General features: G+C 32.1%; 16 protein-coding genes, 1 pseudogene and 1 riboswitch. Of the genes and pseudogenes, 7 read left to right on the top strand and 10 right to left on the bottom strand.

Annotated features, from left to right (window positions below; translation table 11 throughout):
• Positions 1 to 126 precede the first annotated feature (126 nt).
• Both BED47_RS15670 and BED47_RS15675 read right to left on the bottom strand, forming a co-directional pair.
• Positions 127 to 747: a hypothetical protein gene (locus tag BED47_RS15670; RefSeq protein ID WP_069034429.1), complete on the bottom strand. Its 621-nt coding sequence runs from the start codon at positions 745 to 747 to the stop codon at positions 127 to 129.
• A gap of 161 nt (positions 748 to 908) precedes the next feature.
• Positions 909 to 1,307 carry a hypothetical protein gene (locus BED47_RS15675; protein WP_069034430.1) on the bottom strand — a complete coding sequence of 133 codons (399 nt, stop codon included), beginning with the start codon at positions 1,305 to 1,307 and terminating at the stop codon, positions 909 to 911.
• 204 nt (positions 1,308 to 1,511) lie between these two features.
• On the opposite strand from BED47_RS15675, the gene BED47_RS23305 reads away from it, so the two are divergent.
• The 3 genes and pseudogenes from BED47_RS23305 (at position 1,512) to BED47_RS23450 (ending at position 2,994) form a co-directional block, all read left to right on the top strand.
• Entirely contained in the window at positions 1,512 to 1,904 is a 393-nt protein-coding gene (locus BED47_RS23305) for a hypothetical protein (protein ID WP_084006949.1), read from the top strand.
• Positions 1,905 to 1,944: 40 nt separating this feature from the next.
• Positions 1,945 to 2,550, top strand: a pseudogene (locus tag BED47_RS23310) (hypothetical protein); the annotation flags it as partial.
• Positions 2,551 to 2,868: 318 nt separating this feature from the next.
• Positions 2,869 to 2,994, top strand: coding sequence for a GapA-binding peptide SR1P (locus BED47_RS23450; RefSeq protein ID WP_098428711.1), 126 nt, complete (start codon positions 2,869 to 2,871; stop codon positions 2,992 to 2,994).
• A 163-nt stretch (positions 2,995 to 3,157) separates the two neighbouring features.
• On the opposite strand, the gene BED47_RS15685 is transcribed toward BED47_RS23450, so the two are convergent.
• Complete coding sequence (locus BED47_RS15685; protein WP_069034431.1) at positions 3,158 to 3,610, bottom strand: NUDIX hydrolase; 453 nt, start codon at positions 3,608 to 3,610, stop codon at positions 3,158 to 3,160.
• Positions 3,611 to 3,909: 299 nt separating this feature from the next.
• Here BED47_RS15685 and BED47_RS15690 point away from each other — a divergent pair, with 299 nt between their 5' ends.
• Positions 3,910 to 4,317, top strand: coding sequence for a VOC family protein (locus BED47_RS15690; RefSeq protein WP_069034432.1), 408 nt, complete (start codon positions 3,910 to 3,912; stop codon positions 4,315 to 4,317).
• Between the two features lie 198 nt (positions 4,318 to 4,515).
• Here the strand turns inward: BED47_RS15690 and BED47_RS15695 are convergent, their stop codons facing one another.
• A complete protein-coding gene (locus BED47_RS15695; protein ID WP_069034433.1) occupies positions 4,516 to 5,916 on the bottom strand; it encodes a PQQ-dependent sugar dehydrogenase in 1,401 nt (466 codons plus the stop codon).
• Between the two features lie 222 nt (positions 5,917 to 6,138).
• Between BED47_RS15695 and BED47_RS15700 the strand changes: the two genes are divergently transcribed.
• Both BED47_RS15700 and BED47_RS15705 read left to right on the top strand, forming a co-directional pair.
• Complete coding sequence (locus tag BED47_RS15700) at positions 6,139 to 6,462, top strand: YnfA family protein (protein ID WP_439097791.1); 324 nt, start codon at positions 6,139 to 6,141, stop codon at positions 6,460 to 6,462.
• A gap of 139 nt (positions 6,463 to 6,601) precedes the next feature.
• Positions 6,602 to 6,976, top strand: coding sequence for an FAS1-like dehydratase domain-containing protein (locus BED47_RS15705; protein ID WP_069034435.1), 375 nt, complete (start codon positions 6,602 to 6,604; stop codon positions 6,974 to 6,976).
• Between the two features lie 166 nt (positions 6,977 to 7,142).
• Here BED47_RS15705 and BED47_RS15710 read toward each other — a convergent pair whose 3' ends face one another.
• Together BED47_RS15710 and exaC are read right to left on the bottom strand one after the other, a co-directional pair.
• Positions 7,143 to 7,415 carry a hypothetical protein gene (locus tag BED47_RS15710; RefSeq protein WP_069034436.1) on the bottom strand — a complete coding sequence of 91 codons (273 nt, stop codon included), beginning with the start codon at positions 7,413 to 7,415 and terminating at the stop codon, positions 7,143 to 7,145.
• Between the two features lie 145 nt (positions 7,416 to 7,560).
• The gene (gene exaC / locus BED47_RS15715) at positions 7,561 to 9,078 is read right to left on the bottom strand and encodes an acetaldehyde dehydrogenase ExaC (protein WP_069034437.1); all 1,518 of its coding nucleotides are present in this window, start codon (positions 9,076 to 9,078) and stop codon (positions 7,561 to 7,563) included.
• A 165-nt stretch (positions 9,079 to 9,243) separates the two neighbouring features.
• On the opposite strand from exaC, the gene BED47_RS15720 reads away from it, so the two are divergent.
• Positions 9,244 to 10,062 carry a YitT family protein gene (locus BED47_RS15720; protein ID WP_069034438.1) on the top strand — a complete coding sequence of 273 codons (819 nt, stop codon included), beginning with the start codon at positions 9,244 to 9,246 and terminating at the stop codon, positions 10,060 to 10,062.
• A 113-nt stretch (positions 10,063 to 10,175) separates the two neighbouring features.
• On the opposite strand, the gene abc-f is transcribed toward BED47_RS15720, so the two are convergent.
• The 4 genes from abc-f to brnQ all read right to left on the bottom strand — a co-directional run bounded on the left by abc-f (position 10,176) and on the right by brnQ (position 16,639).
• A complete protein-coding gene (abc-f, locus tag BED47_RS15725) occupies positions 10,176 to 12,008 on the bottom strand; it encodes a ribosomal protection-like ABC-F family protein (RefSeq protein ID WP_069034439.1) in 1,833 nt (610 codons plus the stop codon).
• Between the two features lie 421 nt (positions 12,009 to 12,429).
• Entirely contained in the window at positions 12,430 to 12,924 is a 495-nt protein-coding gene (locus tag BED47_RS15730) for an acyl-CoA thioesterase (protein WP_069034440.1), read from the bottom strand.
• 375 nt (positions 12,925 to 13,299) lie between these two features.
• Positions 13,300 to 13,498, bottom strand: a riboswitch (cobalamin riboswitch).
• 267 nt (positions 13,499 to 13,765) lie between these two features.
• A complete protein-coding gene (locus BED47_RS15735; protein WP_069034441.1) occupies positions 13,766 to 15,154 on the bottom strand; it encodes an amino acid permease in 1,389 nt (462 codons plus the stop codon).
• A gap of 129 nt (positions 15,155 to 15,283) precedes the next feature.
• Complete coding sequence (brnQ, locus tag BED47_RS15740; protein ID WP_069034442.1) at positions 15,284 to 16,639, bottom strand: branched-chain amino acid transport system II carrier protein; 1,356 nt, start codon at positions 16,637 to 16,639, stop codon at positions 15,284 to 15,286.
• Between the last annotated feature and the right edge of the window lie 90 nt (positions 16,640 to 16,729).

Below are 16,729 nucleotides of genomic sequence, written 5' to 3' on the forward strand. Positions count from 1 at the left end.
TAAGGCCTAGTTCAATAAAAACCAACAACGCTTAGAGTAAATTCTAAGCGTTGTTTCTTTTTATTCATATCAAAATTTTTCTGAAGTAGCCCTTATTTAATTAATTAACTTATTTCAACACATTATCTAATTTAAGAACCATTTCTCATTTTTCGTTTTTAAAATCCATTTCCCATTAACACTAATAAATTTATAACTTCTTGGAATTTTTTGTAAATCTGATGGATTTTTCGAGACAACTTCAATGTCATAATATCTTTTTCGAGTAAGTGTAAAGTCCCCATTATCGGCGTCATTATATCTGCTAATCATCTTAAGTTTGTTTATTTTTCCTTTAACACCTGTTTCTTTTTCAAATAATTCGTTAGACTTTTTTGACAACTGACTAGTCGTTTCTTTTGTAAAGTAGCTACGGGTTTCAAATGATTTATATGTTTTTTGAATGACTATAAACACTAAGATTAGTGCGATTATTGTTGTAATTAAGGCAGTTACTGTTATGACATAAGTCACTTTAAAATATTTCTGAAGTAAATAAAAATATCCATAATAAGGTAAAAACACAACTCCAATAGGTAGTCCTATGTAGAAAATCGATAAGTATAAAGTTTGATAGAACAAATCAACAACCTTTAAAGGATCAGTAAGAAATATCAAGAGAACACTTATTAAAAAAGGGACGCTATACAGAACAAAAAACCTCTTTGTTACATAATTTGGAATCGAAATTCTAGATGATAATTGCATTAATATTCCTCCGAAAAAAAGCATATAAATCTATCTTTAAATAAAAATGTTTATGCTAATTTAGATAAACATTTAAGCATATTCTGATACAACTTAACAGCCATTTACTGCAACATTCTATGAAACTTGTTGAACAATGAGATTTTAATATAAAAAACAAATTAATATAAAGAAATATCTTCCTTAACTTTAAATTTAAGTTTTCCATCTTCATCAACAGATTTTATCGTAATTAATATATTTCCAGAATAACCACCTTCAAAATATCCGATAACTGATTCTGTATGTAATTTTCCTTTATTGTCTTTATAATGTAGCTCCATTGTACTCTCTCCAACATCCTTTGAGGGATTTATGTTTAGTTTATAGTCCTTATGCGAAGCAATTGTAGGTATCTTTAGATCGGTTTTAACATGATCATAGGTCAAATATATTCCCGTTACATCTTTATTTGTTTGATTTTTAATTTTAATATCAAATCCACTTTGAAAATGAACATAACCTATTATCCCTACAATCCCTGTTATTAAAATGGCTATTACTACTAAGATTTTTTTCATTCCTACCCCCCTATTCATTAAAATTAGAACTCTTTAACATTCCCATTTCAATAGATTATAACATTCTTTATTGCAAACTTTCTTTTTGTATAGTGAACCTTTTGAAATCTATTACTTTATTCATTCTTTTTCAGTAAATCATAGAATAATAGTAAAGTTCTAAAAATAAATTTTACAGAGATTAATTAGATGAGGGGGGAAATTTTGAAAATAGTAAAAATAGTATCCTTTATAGTAGTAGGTATTTTAGGTTCCATTATTTTACTGATTGCCTCTTCTTTTACTTTTTTAAATCTTGTTAAAATCACCATTAATAAACCTACTTCATCACTGTCAGCTGGAATAAGGGGTGTGAATTGGGCAGATGAGCGCGACAATTTTGTCGATGGCGTCATTTATGTAAGTGGACTGGCCAAAAATGATACATACGATTCTGCAAAAGTAGTAGGCCGACAAGTGATCGGGCAGATGTTCGATGAAACTGGTGCTAACACAGTTAGACTACCCATTAATGAAGCGACAGTCGCAAATTATTGGCGTACTTATACAGGGGCCATTGATGCTGCGTTAGAAAGAGGCAAAGTCATTTTTTGCTAGGCCACCGAAAAATGGAAAACCTGAAGATCTCAATAAATATTTTAGCATGTGGAGTACTGTTATTAAAAAATACGGAAACAACCCCAACTGTTATTTTGAACCTATTAATGAGCCATATGGTTATAATACGAAAGATTTACGCAATCTCTATCATGATTGGTTAACAAGCTTCAATATTCCAAAGAAAAATGTCATTCTTGATGGAATTGGTTTGGCCGCTCTTTATATTAATCCTCTAGGAGATGACAAACGACTTGACGGAACAATGCTTGCCGTTCACTGCTATGCGTTTTATGCAGGATATGTACATATTAATGCCCTCACAGAAACAGGATGGTCAAATATTTTAACATTTGAAATTGGAAAATACTCCGATCGTGCCATCATTACCGAGTGGGGAGCACCAATGAAAAGCGGCTTGGATTATTTGGTAAAAAAGAGTAAAAATGATATTAACTATGTTCGTGCAATGAGCAAAAAAATTAATACGATTGGTGCTGGAAGTGTTTATTGGCCAGGCTTGCGGGACGGTGATTCTTATAGTTTGATGGAGAAAAAAGTCACCAACAAACAAATCATTCTTAAGGTAACAAATCAATCTGGACTTGAAAAACTGCAAGAATCCTGGGGTATGCCTATTCACTAATATTAGTCGAATAAAGATGACCTCTTGACGCTAGTCGGGAGGTAATTTTTAATTAAAATATCTTTTAATTAAGATAATCAATAATATAAAAAAAGTTATTAGTTATTCATGGACAAAATTGATACCAAAACATACTCACACTGTTCTATTTTTCGTTTTTTTAAATCGAAAAAAAATTTTTTTTAAGTCCATTTCTACTTGAAAACCTTGCTATATCAACGTTATTTCAACCGGGACAATTCACGTCCACAGGGTGGGTAAAGTCCCTGGAGAAATCGTGATTCGAACGTGTTATAGTGGGTTTAGGAGGTGTTTCTAATGCAAATTTTAATCTGTAAAGAATGCGAAGAAACTATTGAGTACGCGGAGTATAAAAAAGTTGTGAAAATCTATTCAACTTGCGAAAACTGCAAAAACGAAGCAGCAACTTCAACTGCAAAATAACATAGAATAAAAAAGCTAATATTGTAATTTAGACCTTAATAAAAAAATACTTAATTTTTAAAGGTTTAACAAAATATCAATTAATATAATATTGAAAATGAAAAAAGGATCTTAAAAAAAGATCCTTTTAATCATTATTTAGTCTTAATTCCACATTCTAAGTTCAATAGTTAGAATCCTTATACAAGTTTAAAATAGGAATTTCACATGGATTAATTTCTGATGGAAGGTCATGAAAATTAAAAAAGCCTAACTCGAGCACTTCGCTTTCTTCTGGCTCTAATTGCCCAGTATATTCAGTACAAATATACGTCGCAATTACATTATATACCTCATCCCCATGGGGATATTTATAATAAAATTCTTCTCCAGAAAAGATGTTAAAAAACTCAAGATTTAATGCTGTAAGACCAGTTTCTTCTTTCAATTCTCTTTTAGCCACTTCTTCTAAATTTTCTCCTAACTCTAATGATCCACCAGGTAATCCCCAAGTCTTATTATCTTTTCTTAATTGTAATAATACTCTCTTTTGTGAATCTAGTAGGATAACATTTGCACCTGCCATTAAGATAGGTCGACTACCTACAACTTTTCTTAAATCCATAATATATCCCATTGATTTTCTCCTCAATATACAATGATTCTGTTTAATACAACTGTATCAAAAAATTCCATTTTATACCATTTAATTGTTACTTACTCCAAAAAACTAGCTGTAATTCTTAGAATATACTTATTTTCTTTATAGCCTATAACTAACAAAGCAGAAGTAAAAAAGGAATATTTTTCCAATTAAATTACATATATATACTCTAGTTGTATCAAGTTTAAACAACAAAAGCAGTAACACTATATAAGGAAAAGATACAAGTGTTACTTCTTTTAATCAAAGATTTATTAAAAGGAGAAAAGTGAATGAGGTTGAATCATTTAAATTTATGTGTCGATGATTTATCAGAAGCTAGACAATTCTTTGAAACATTTTTTGACTTTAAATTTCTAGAACAAAAAGGAAAAGCTCTCGTAGTGTTAAGTGATGAGCAAGGATTTATTCTCGTGTTAAGTGATCCAAAGGCATTTAAGAGGCAAATGGAAATTAAATACCCTGAAGCTTTTCATGTAGGTTTTTTAGTGGAAACGTCAAGTGAGGTCGATCAACAGTATGAGCGCTTAATAGCTGGGGGCATCCAAATAGACAAGGAACCTTATACCATGAGAGGGAATAGCTATGGCTTTTATTTCACAACGTTTAATAATTTATTGATTGAAGTTTCTTGCCTTGACGATCGAAATGGTAAAAAATTTCAAAACTTTAATGATTAACCTAGATACAAGCTACTTCTCATGATCTAATAGGGATCTTGTATTTATGCATTTTTATCGCAATAAATACAAGAACACTTAACAAGTGGCGAATAGTCTCTTATGTTATACAATGCTCATCAATTATAAACAACCACTGGAGTCAATAATTACCTCCGTGGTTGTTTATTTACTAGTATTAGACAACTTTACTAAAAGTCACGGTACAATTTCAAAAATCGTACCCATGTTTAAATCAGTCACTTTCATAGAACCATAAACCGCTAAATAGATTTTAGTTTGATTTAAATTCGTCCCCAAACCTACATAATAGGCCGGTTGAGATCCAAAGTCATAATCAGTTTGTATAACACTGAAATCACTTTGTTTACCATCTGGTCTTAATTTCGTATAAGCTAAAACTCCTTTAACCTGTGCTTGAGATCCTTTTTGTACCAAATCGGTAAATACAATACCACCAGTTAAACTAGGAATTTCATTTCCCATGTATGACTGGACTCCTGTAAGTGCCGTTCCTTCAAATTTATCTGGTCTTGGATCTTTATGAAAATAACTAGTTAAAGGTTGAAGACGGCTCGCTGAAAGTGTAACTGATTGATCGTAATATGCTATTGTTTTCTCATCCACATTTGAATTATCTGTACATCCATTTATTGTCGAAGTAGGAAAAGCACCTTCCCAACCTCTCCAGCCGAAGTTAATAAATCCCTCCATCTCAGATTCAGAATTCATTTGGATTAATTGAGTGACCGGAATTGGTTTATAATGAACAAATGAAAAAAGCGACTCGACCAAATCCTGACCGACATTTCCAATATATTTAATATATTGATTATAAAATCTTTGATATGAAATACCTGATATATTACGAACCCCTTTAGCTATTACTGTGAGAGTTTCTTGAATACTTGTTGGAAGTTCATTAAAACGAGTTACAATAGGAGGATTATTGCTGTTAATGTTTTTATTTATATCAATTTCAATTATTTTACCTGCAATTTCCAAATTATCTTGGCTTAAGTTAAATGGATCATAGCCTGACCCACCATCTCCTGTTGTTAAAACAAGTTTACTTGTTTCGGGTGAAAAATTTAAAGTGTTAAGTCCATTATGATTCAAGAACGGTCTTTTAATGTTCAATAATGTCCGTCGTTTTTGAGGCTGACCATTTGATTGGAGTACCCATTCTTCAACTGTATCAATATGGTTATATTGAGTTTCCCTATTCAGCCATTTCAAATTTAATGTTTTGGGATCACATGGATTAGGTTTAAAATGGTTAGAAAGAGCACTTGGCCCCTGAGAACCAGCTACTGAATAATGAATATAAAACAACCCATTATGATAAAAATTAGGATGAAATGCTAACCCAAGTAAGCCGCGTTCGTCATAGCCTCCAGACTCACCTAATTTTAATACCCGAGGTCGAATATCTAAAAAAGTCCTGATTTCTCCATTTCCTATGTAAAAAATCTCTCCTACTTGTGTTGCAATAAATAATCTTTCAACTGAATCACCTGGAAGAATAGTTGTTTTCAAAACGGTTGGTAAATTGACCTTACTAACAACGGGACGTAAATTCACTTTAACTTTTAGCACTAAACACTACACCTCCTCTTCATATTATTTTCTTCTATAAAATTATGATTAGAATAGTTCTATTAGTACCGAAATTCATGATCTAAGAGAACGATGGTAAATTTATAAAGATTCAAATAGAATGATCGTTTCTTTTAGTCTTTATTGTTAAAATAAAGGGCATAAACTTGTACATATGTTTTCACCAATTTGTCTTTTAATAGAAAGGAAGAAGTAATATTGATCACTGCAATAGTTATATTTTTATTAGCCGGTTTAGCTGAAATTGGCGGAGGATACCTTATATGGTTATGGCTAAGAGAAGGCCAATCAGCTTATTTAGGATTAATCGGAGGGATTATTTTGGCAGTTTATGGTGTCATTGCAACGTTCCAAATTTTCCCATCCTTTGGTAGAGTTTATGCAGCATATGGAGGCGTATTTATCGTTCTCTCAATCTTATGGGGCTGGGGTGTTGATAAAAAATCACCTGATTTATATGATTGGATCGGTGCGGCAATCTGTTTAATTGGTGTATCTGTCATTTTATGGGCACCTCGTAATTAATCCCCCTTGCTTAATGTTATATCAAGGAGCAAATCGACTATTTAGTCGATTTTTTTAACGATTTTGAAGGATAGTACAGTAAGAAAACGAACTATTTAAGTAAGAAAATTAATATTTTTATTAATAAGGAGGTAAAAAATTGTCATTACAAGTAGGCGATATCATTACATTTGAACGAACTTTTACGGTAGAAGACGTTGAATTATTTACGAAGGTTTCTGGTGATGCAGGCGCACATCATATTACGCCTGATGAACAAGGAAGACTTGTTATTCAAGGTTTGTTGACTGCAACTTTACCAACCAAAATAGGTGGAGATCACAACGTACTAGCACGAACGGTAAATTTCGAATTTTTAAGACCAGTTTACTCAGGAGATACAATAACCTGTGAAGTTACAATCGAGAAATTTGAAAAACAAGAAAATAGAATATCGATCATGTCATCCTTCTTATGTACAAATCAGAAGAATAAACAAGTATTACGTGGAAACTTTGCAGGAGTAATATTATAACCTTATATTTTAAAAAATGCCCGGGGTTCCTATAGGAAATTATTAACTAAAGAAAAGTTGCTTGGCTAACACAACTAGAAAGCTCAATCGCACTCCTTTAAAACGAACATCCTGCAGTGGAAATTTATAATTTTTACATAAAATTAGATTGTTATTGTACAATCTATTAAGTTTGATATAAAGACTGCAATGCCAAATGTTCTAAATCTTTTTTTACATATATATCATATTGAGTATTCTCATTAAATCTCCTACCATTAAAATTCATCGGTAATTTCGTCTTATACTCAATTCCATTCTTCTTCAATTTACCAATAATGATAAAATAGTTTTGATAACCATACGTAGTATAGATTAACTTCCACTTCCGGTTTAAATATAATTGAATGAAACTATACAGTACTATAATGATAAATACATAGATTGCTAGCTCTAACATATTTAGTCCCTCCAATTTATACTTTTTATTTAACATATTAAATAGCTACTAGTTTTTATGTATGGATTTTAGAAAATTATTATTTTGTATTCTTTCTATCTAAATAAAAACACTCCAGTAAATGAATACTGGAGTGTAAAAGTTATTAAAAGAATCCTAGTTTACTCGGTGAATAACTAACTAGCAAATTCTTTGTATTTTGATAGTGGTCCAACATCATTTTATGCGTTTCACGACCTACTCCTGAATTTTTATACCCACCAAAGGCTGCATGTGCCGGATATGCGTGATAGCAGTTTACCCAAACTCGACCTGCTTCGATATTGCGTCCGAATCGATAAGCAGTATCCATATCACGAGTCCATACTCCCGCTCCTAATCCATATAAAGTGTCATTAGCGATTTCCAATGCCTCTTCTTTTGATTTAAATGTAGTAACCGAAACAACAGGACCAAAAATTTCTTCTTGGAACACTCTCATTTTATTGTTCCCTTTAAAAATGGTCGGGTTTACATAAAAACCATCTTTCAATTCTCCATCAAGAACGTTGCGACTACCACCAACTAAAACTTCTGCACCTTCATTCTTTCCAATTTCAAAATAAGATAAAATCTTATTCAATTGCTCGTGCGAAGCTTGAGAACCGATCATTGTTTGAGGATCCAATGGATTTCCTTGCTTAATCGCTTTTACTCGGTTTACTGCTCTATCCATAAATTCCTCATAAATTGATTCATGAATAAGCGCTCTAGAAGGACATGTACATACTTCCCCCTGATTTAAAGCAAACATCGTAAAGCCTTCAAGTGCTTTATCGAAAAACTCTTCATTATCTACTACATCTTCAAAGAAAATATTAGGAGATTTACCACCTAATTCTAATGTAACAGGAATTAAATTCTTTGAAGCATATTCCATAATTAGTCGACCAGTTGAAGTTTCACCAGTAAATGCAATTTTTGCAATTCGATCACTTGAAGCTAATGGTTTACCTGCTTCAAGTCCAAATCCGTTTACAACGTTAACAACTCCAGGTGGCAATAGATCTTGAATTAGTTCCATTAAAACTAACACAGATGTTGGCGTTTGCTCAGCCGGTTTTAAAACAACACAATTCCCTGCAGCAAGGGCTGGAGCAAGCTTCCATACAGCCATTAAAATCGGGAAGTTCCATGGAATAATCTGACCGACAACCCCTAATGGCTCTTTATAATGATATGCAACTGTATCACCATCAAGTTCACCGAGCGATCCTTCTTGCGACCTGATACATCCGGCAAAATAACGGAAATGGTCTATTGCTAAAGGAATATCTGCAGCTAAAGTTTCACGAACAGGTTTACCGTTTTCCCAAGTTTCAGCGACAGCAAGATATTCTTTATTTGATTCCATACGATCAGCAATCTTATGTAAAATATTTGCCCTCTCAGTTACTGACATTCTCCCCCATTTACCTTTTGCACCATGTGCTGCATCAAGTGCTTTTTCGATATCTTCTGAAGTCGATCTAGCCACCTCACAAAAGACTTGTCCAGTTACAGGCGAAACATTTCCAAAATACTGTTCTCTTACTGGTCTTACCCATTCCCCACCAATAAAATTGTCATAACGATTTTTAAACGTAATTAATGAACCAGATTTTCCAGGTGTAGCAAATACCATAATGATTCCCCCTTAATAGCTTGTCTCTTTCTAAACCTATGAAAGTGTGTTTATAACTATGACTAATAATAGATAATTTGTTTAATAGAAATTTTTTGATTCAAGACACATTATTAGGTAGAATGATAGAAGTGAAAAAAATCTGTTAGAAAATGAGGGGTAACTGTGCGTAAAAACTTCGTAGATATTTTATATCTCCTTGTTGGATCAGCTATATTTGCAGTCGGTGTTAACTTCTTTGCAATACCGAATAAATTAGCTGAAGGTGGCTTTACCGGCATTACGATGATTACTTATTATCTATTTAACTGGTCACCTGATGTCGTATATTTTGTTTTAAATGCTTCCTTGTTAATAATTGGATATAAATATTTAAAGAAACAACTAATAATTTATACAGTTATTTCAATCGTAGCGATTTCATTTTTCTTACGTATTACGGACGGTTACGGCGTACCTACAAGCGAAACTTTACTAGGTACTATTTTTGCTGGTGTTTTAATCGGTCTGGGGTTAGGAATTGTCTTTCGTGCGGGTGGCACAACAGGTGGTTCTACGGTTCTTGCTCAAATGGTACATCAATCCTTTGGGTGGAGTATTAGTAAATCTTTACTTTTATTTGATCTAATTGTCGTTTTAGGTGGTTATTTTGTAATCGGCTTTGAGAAAACATTATATACTGTCATTTCTATTTATATAGGTATTAAAGTTTTGGATTTTATTATGGAAGGATTAAATCCTAAAAAAGCGATTACGATTATTTCCGATCAAGCAAATGAAATTGCACAAATCGTTTCAAATGAAATGAATCGAGGCGTAACGATTTATACTGCAAAAGGCCATTTCTCTGGCTTAAGAAAAGAGTCCTTATACATTATTCTTAATAATAAAGAACTATTTGAACTAAAAAAAATAATCCACACAATCGATCCAAAAGCATTTGTCGTTATACATGATGTAAATGATGTACTTAAGGCAGGATAAATAGTTAAGTAAACTCGGACTAAAAATAAAAAACAAATCACCATAAGTAATCTTAACTTAAGTGATTTGTTTTTTTATTTTCCCTGCACTTTTTGTACTAAGTTCTTATGTTCTTACCCTTTCTTCTCACTTCTCTCTGACAATAACCTCTCATTTATTCCATCAAGTTCCTTTTGTAGCTTGACGATTTTTGAAATTTGAGCTTTCTTTTCTTCATCCGTATCTTTTTCTTCTGCATTCATTGCAGCTATTTCAAGTTGTAATTTAATTCGTTCATTTAATAAAGTTTGCTGATCGTTTGAGATGTTCTGTCTTCCGTTCCATTCTGAAAAAGATCCTTTGAAATCATAAAGATTTCCATTTTCAATATGAATTACACGATTTGAGACCTTTTTTAGTAAATATGGATCATGTGACACTACAACTACAGCTCCAGGATATGCAGCTAATGCTTCCTCAATTCTTTCTCTCGTGTGAATATCTAAATAATTTGTTGGTTCGTCAAGCACTAGTAGATTAGAATCAGAAAAGTATAACTTTACGAAAGCAACTCTACATTTCTCCCCCATACTTAGTTGAGCAATACTCTTGTAAACATCCTCTCTTCTAAAAAGGAAACATGCTAAAATTGTTCTTGCTTCTGTTTCAGTCATATTTGGAAGTGATAAAATTTCATTTAAAATTGTTGAATCCTCATTTAACGCTTCAAGCTCTTGCATAAAATAACCTATTTTTAATTGAGGATTATGTCTTACAGAGCCATTACAAGGAATCATTAATCCTGTTAATAATTTTAAAAATGTAGATTTTCCAGAACCATTTTTACCGATTACTGCTAATCGATCTTCTCGATTTAAAATAAAATCAACTTGATTAAATATCGTTTTGTTATCATATGAAAAATCGACTTTTTCAAAAGTAATCATTTGTTTTGCTGAAAATGAATCATTTTCAAAGCTCGCTGAAATTAATTTAGCTTCTTTTGGTTTTTCTACTTTTCTTTTCTCTAATCGATCTAAATCCTTTTCTTTTGATTTAAATCTTAATGCATTTTTTGCTGCTTGTTTCTTAGCAAAAGGATCTCGTTCACTGGCTGCATTATGCGAGCTTGTAAACCATTGTTTATATTGATTAATTGTTTCAATAAGCTTTTTCTTTTCTGCTTCTTGTTTTTCATATTGAGCCTGCTGAGTTTTTCGCTCATGTTCTTTTTGAATTTTGTAAGTTGAATAGCCACCACTATATTTAAATGTACCACTATCAGTTAATTCAACTGTAACAGTCGCAACATCATCAATGAATTGACGTTCATGAGAAATAAAAAGTACACTACCTTTAAAGTTTTGTAACCATTCCGTTAACCATTGGATTGACTCAGAGTCCAAATGATTTGTTGGTTCGTCTAAAATTAATAGCTTTGGTTGCTTCATCATTACTTTTGCTAATTTGACTTTTGTTTTTTGCCCACCGCTTAAATGACTGAATGGAATATTCCATAATTCTTGCGGTAATTGAAATTTCTTCAAAACTTGATCTATTTTTGTTTCCCAATCATAGCCATCTAATTCTAAATATCTACTTAAGTTCTCGTTATATTTAGCAAGATTTTCTTCATTTGACAAATCAAGTAGATATTTTTCTAAATTCTTTTTAATGAAGGATCGTTCCTGATCAAACGATTCGATCACTTCCCTTGCCAAAATGCCTTCCTGATTCTCTTCATCTGTTAAAAGCCATCCAATTTCATCTTTTGAATAGTGAATTTGCAGCATTCCTTTTTTCAATGGAATATTACCTAAAATGGCATTAATAAATGTTGATTTTCCAACGCCATTTTCACCAATTAATGCTACCCTTTCACCTTCTTTTATATCTAAGTTTCCATTTTTAAAAATTGTTTTACCGTTTAATTCTATTTCTATATTCGATGCTTTTATAATAAACATATACTTCACTCCATCCGATTTTAAAATATCACCCTGCTTAAAAAATTCAATCCTTTATCGAAAGCATTTTTTAAGAAAGAAAATAAAAAACACACAAGCAGTATCTGCCTGTGTGTAAATTGGATGTGATTTAATAAGCCGTGTATATATATAAATATATACGTTAGAATATTTTTCTAATGAAATGTAATAGTAAATAAACCATTCATTTAAGACAATGGATTAAATTTATTATTAGTATAGGCTCATCAATAGACATAGTTATCCAATTTCTCTGACTTCAGGCAGAGTACTTTTTTGCTATAAAATTCGTTAGCTTAAAAAGTTATCGGATATTGTACATAGTGTCTAAATTTGATGCCTCCTTAAAAATATTAATTTAATCTTAACTTACTTTTAGTATGATTTCAATGGTTTCTTTTTATTCTTTCCAAATTAATGCCAATTCCTTACTCAATTTCTTTCTTAATTGGCGACTTTCTAATCGTTTAAATGCTAATTGCTGTAATTTAATTTCTTCATCAGTTTCTGGTATTACCTCTACTACTCTATGTGGTTTTCCATCTTTAAGTGCAACAAATGTTACAAAACATGTTGCAGCAACCCTTTTTTCACCTGAAAGTAGGTCTTCGGCTGTAGCTCGAACAAACACTTCCATTGAGCTTGAGCCTGTTAAGATCACGAACGATTCATAATATATGCAGTCACTTTCACGAACTGGACATAAAAATTCTACTGAATCCATCGATGCGGTTACACATTCCATTCTTGAATGCTTTGTAGCTGAAATGGAAGCAATTAAGTCCATTGCTGCAAGCATTTTCCCTCCGAATAATGTACCATGGTTATTTAAATCAGTTGGAAATATTCTACTACTATCAAATACTCTGGATTCTTTTACATATCTACCACTCATCGATTTCACCCTATCATTAAATAATTGAATAATATTTTTCTCGAACTTTTTTCGCAGATTTTACCATATTTGATAAGGCATCTATTACCTCAGTTTCATTACGGGTCATTAAACCACAGTCCTCGTAAATGTTTTTACTACTACTTGCTAATGCAAAATATGTCCCTAGACTAGGTCTTTCATTTATTTCACCATTTCTCGGATATCCTAAATTACTATATGTACTACTTTTTCCTTTTCCTTTTAACTAAAATAAAAAAGCATTTTTATCTCATAAGAGACAAAAATGCCTTTAAGTTGGAAAACATAAATAATTAGAACAAGTTAACTTAAGCTTTCTTTCCATAAGGCACCTCCCTATCTCTCGTAGGTCAAACAGCGTCGTTAGAATAGGCAGGTCTACTGACTTAAGAATTTTTGTAAATAAAAGCCTTCCCTAAATTAATAAGTGGCATCTTTTTATTTACTCCTCTTTTACAGTGGCGGGACCGTGTTGGAATTAAACCAATCTTCCCTTTTAAGTAAATGATTTCAAACTATGAACTTCATTTACACCTATTCCCTACTATGTAGTTTTCATCATTTTGTCATAAAATGCAAAAATAGTCAAAATATTTATTTTTTACTTTACGTACTGTTTTAAAAAAAACTTTAATTTTTGTATTAAAAAATACTGTCGATTTATTTATTCAGTTAATATAAAAAATGCGTTCGTATAATAGTCTCATCCAGTTTAATACTGTTTGATCTAATCATACGAACGCATAAATTGTTTATAAAATTAATATTTTTTATTGAAAAGCTATGTTCTTAGGAACATCACATCAAATTAAGTCAAGTATTAGTTAGCTATTTCTTCATCTGCTTGGGCATCTAATGGTACACGTTTTCCGATACCAAAAGCATAAAAACAAATGACAAGGATTGCCAAGAAAATAATCCCTACAATAAGTGAGATACGTGTGTCATCATTAAACCACATACCGATTAATACCAAAACTAAGTAGGCTAACGTTAAGTAATTAGTAAATGGTGCAAAAGGCATTTTAAAAGGATGATTTTTAATTTCATCTCCCTTTACTTTTCTAAAACGAATATGACTAATTAAAATGACAAACCACGGGATCATCCCAGGAAGTACACTTGCACTGTATACATACACGAATAAGTTTTTTGGGGCAATAAAATTTAAAATAACGCCAATTATTAAACCAATTAGTACACCAATCGTACCGAATAAAGGCACTCCGTTATTTGAGACTTTTGTAAAATATTTTGGTGCTTGTCCATTTATACCTAATGTATAAAGCATGCGTCCAGCACTATAAATACCACTATTACAACCAGACATCGCAGCAGTAATTACTACGAAGTTAATAATTCCAGCTGCAGCTGTAATACCAAATTTGGCAAAAGTTACAACAAACGGGCTACCAATCGAATTTAGTTGATCCCAAGGGAAAACTGTTACAATTACAAAAATAGCACCTATATAGAAGATTAAAATACGCCAAATAAGACTTTGAATCGCATCTTTTAATGTTTTTTTCGGATTTTCTGCTTCTCCAGCTGTAATACCAATTAATTCAACACCTTGATAAGCTCCAACAACTAATGAAAGTGCAAAGAAGAAACCTGACCAACCACCTGTAAAGAAGCCGCCATTTTTCCAAAGGTTAGATAAACCAATCGCATTTCCTCCGTTTCCAAGACCGAAGAAAATAAGACCAAACCCTGCAACAATCATCAATAAAATTGTAACGACTTTAATCATTGCAAACCAAAATTCAAATTCACCAAATGATTTAACAGAAATTAAATTTGCTGCACCAAGAATCACAATTGCAATAATTCCTGGTATCCAAGCAGGTAGGTCTGGAAACCAATACTTCATATATGCCCCAACTGCAATAATTTCTGACATTCCAACAATAACCCACTGGAACCAGTTACTCCAAGCAGTCATATACCCTGCTAAAGGGTGAATATATTTATGGCCAAATGTCGCAAATGAACCTGTACTTGGCTCTAAGTAAAGCATTTCTCCCATTGCACGCATAATGAAGAAGATAAAAATCCCCGAAATTGCATAAGCAAGCATTACTGATGGGCCTGTCCAATGAATTGTACTCGTTGAACCCATAAATAAGCCTACGCCGATTGTACCGCCTAATGCAATCATCTGAATATGGCGCGCTTTCAATCCTTTTTTCAATTCCTTTTGTGCCATTCTATTTACTCCCCTTTCTGATGAAACAATTGTCACTTTTTGAATTACTCTAAAAAACTTCTCCCCTTTTACCATTACTAACTTACTTAAGAAAATTTACAGTTAAAAAGCTTCGTTATTTCCCTAAAATTAACTAATCTTTCGAATTGAACTAGGAATATCTTTCTTATCTTTCTTACGTATAATACTAATAAAATAACCAATAAAACCACCAATAATAGCTGGAAAAATCCAACCTAAACCTAAACTATACAACGGGAGGTACTTAGAAAAGAAATGATGAATTACTTCAATTTGTATTCCAGCTGAGTTTAACCCATCAAAAAGACTGACAATAAAAGTTAAAATCAAACTGCCTTGATACACTTCAGACCTACCTTTAAATGTATAGTGTAAGAATGTTAAGAAAATTAAGGATATAGCGATAGGATATAGTGTCATTAATACAGGAATTGAAACTTTAATTAGCTGTGTTAATCCTATATTTGCTATCAGTGTACTAAATACAGTCATAATGATCGCAATTTTTTTGTAAGAAATGGCTGGAAACAATTCATGAAAAAAAGTAGAACATGCAGTGATTAGACCTACACTCGTAGTCAAACATGCCACTGTAATCATTAAACCTAATAATATTGCTCCATAAGAACCAAAATAATAGTCTGAAACTTTCGCTAAAACTTCAGCCCCATTATCTAATCGACCAAGTTTCTCAACACTAGAAGCCCCCATATATGTAAGAGCAGTATAGATTATTGCTAAAAGTGAAGCAGCTATTGCTGTTGACTTTCCACAAACGATCATAAGCTGTTTTTTAGTAGTAACTCCTTTTCCTTTAATTGCGTTGACAATAATAATTCCAAAAACAAACGCTACAAGTGCATCCATTGTTAAATAACCTTCTTGGAACCCTTTAAAAAACACATTTGTTGTGTATCCTTTAAATGGCTCTTGAAATTTCCCAATTGGATGAACAATAGCAATAACCACAAGCAATCCGATAAACGTTAATTTAATAGGAGTTAGAAATTTTCCTACTACATCAATAATCTTCGTAGGATTAAGTGATAACAAGCATGTAACTGTGAAAAATAAGATGGTAAATATGATTAATGCACCAGGATTTGCATCATTTGATAAAAAAGGTTTAACGCCAATTTCAAACGATACATTCCCTGATCTAGGGATAGCAAAAAAAGGACCAATTGCTAGATAAAGAACCGTAGTAAATACAATACCAAACAACGGATGAACCCGTCTAGCTAAAGATTGCAAATTTTTTTCACCTGAAAAAACAAAAGCAGTAACACCTAACAATGGTAATCCAACTCCAGTTACTAAAAAGCCTGCATTGGCGATCCATAAGTTTTTTCCGGCTAACTGTCCAAGTATGGGTGGAAAAATTAGATTTCCTGCTCCAAAAAACAGTGCAAATAACATAAAACCTAAAATGATTATAAAAGTATTAGGTACTCTTGGTGACATAAACAACAACTCCGATTATTAATTTGTATAAAGTTTCCCAATTGGACTAATTTTCAGACCAAACAATCTTACCTCACATTTTCATCAAAT

This window comes from Gottfriedia luciferensis, from assembly GCF_001712755.1.
GTDB lineage: Bacteria > Bacillota > Bacilli > Bacillales > Bacillaceae_G > Gottfriedia > Gottfriedia luciferensis_B.

Coding starts and splice junctions, on each gene's coding strand:
- BED47_RS23450 (WP_098428711.1), top strand. CDS start 2,869: ATGCAAATTTTAATCTGTAAAGAATGCGAAGAAACTATTGAGTACGCG.
- abc-f (WP_069034439.1), bottom strand. CDS start 12,008: ATGTTTATTATAAAAGCATCGAATATAGAAATAGAATTAAACGGTAAA.
- exaC (WP_069034437.1), bottom strand. CDS start 9,078: ATGGTATTTGCTACACCTGGAAAATCTGGTTCATTAATTACGTTTAAA.
- BED47_RS15690 (WP_069034432.1), top strand. CDS start 3,910: ATGAGGTTGAATCATTTAAATTTATGTGTCGATGATTTATCAGAAGCT.
- BED47_RS15685 (WP_069034431.1), bottom strand. CDS start 3,610: ATGGGATATATTATGGATTTAAGAAAAGTTGTAGGTAGTCGACCTATC.
- brnQ (WP_069034442.1), bottom strand. CDS start 16,639: ATGTCACCAAGAGTACCTAATACTTTTATAATCATTTTAGGTTTTATG.
- BED47_RS15710 (WP_069034436.1), bottom strand. CDS start 7,415: ATGTTAGAGCTAGCAATCTATGTATTTATCATTATAGTACTGTATAGT.
- BED47_RS15735 (WP_069034441.1), bottom strand. CDS start 15,154: ATGGCACAAAAGGAATTGAAAAAAGGATTGAAAGCGCGCCATATTCAG.
- BED47_RS15730 (WP_069034440.1), bottom strand. CDS start 12,924: ATGAGTGGTAGATATGTAAAAGAATCCAGAGTATTTGATAGTAGTAGA.
- BED47_RS15675 (WP_069034430.1), bottom strand. CDS start 1,307: ATGAAAAAAATCTTAGTAGTAATAGCCATTTTAATAACAGGGATTGTA.
- BED47_RS15670 (WP_069034429.1), bottom strand. CDS start 747: ATGCAATTATCATCTAGAATTTCGATTCCAAATTATGTAACAAAGAGG.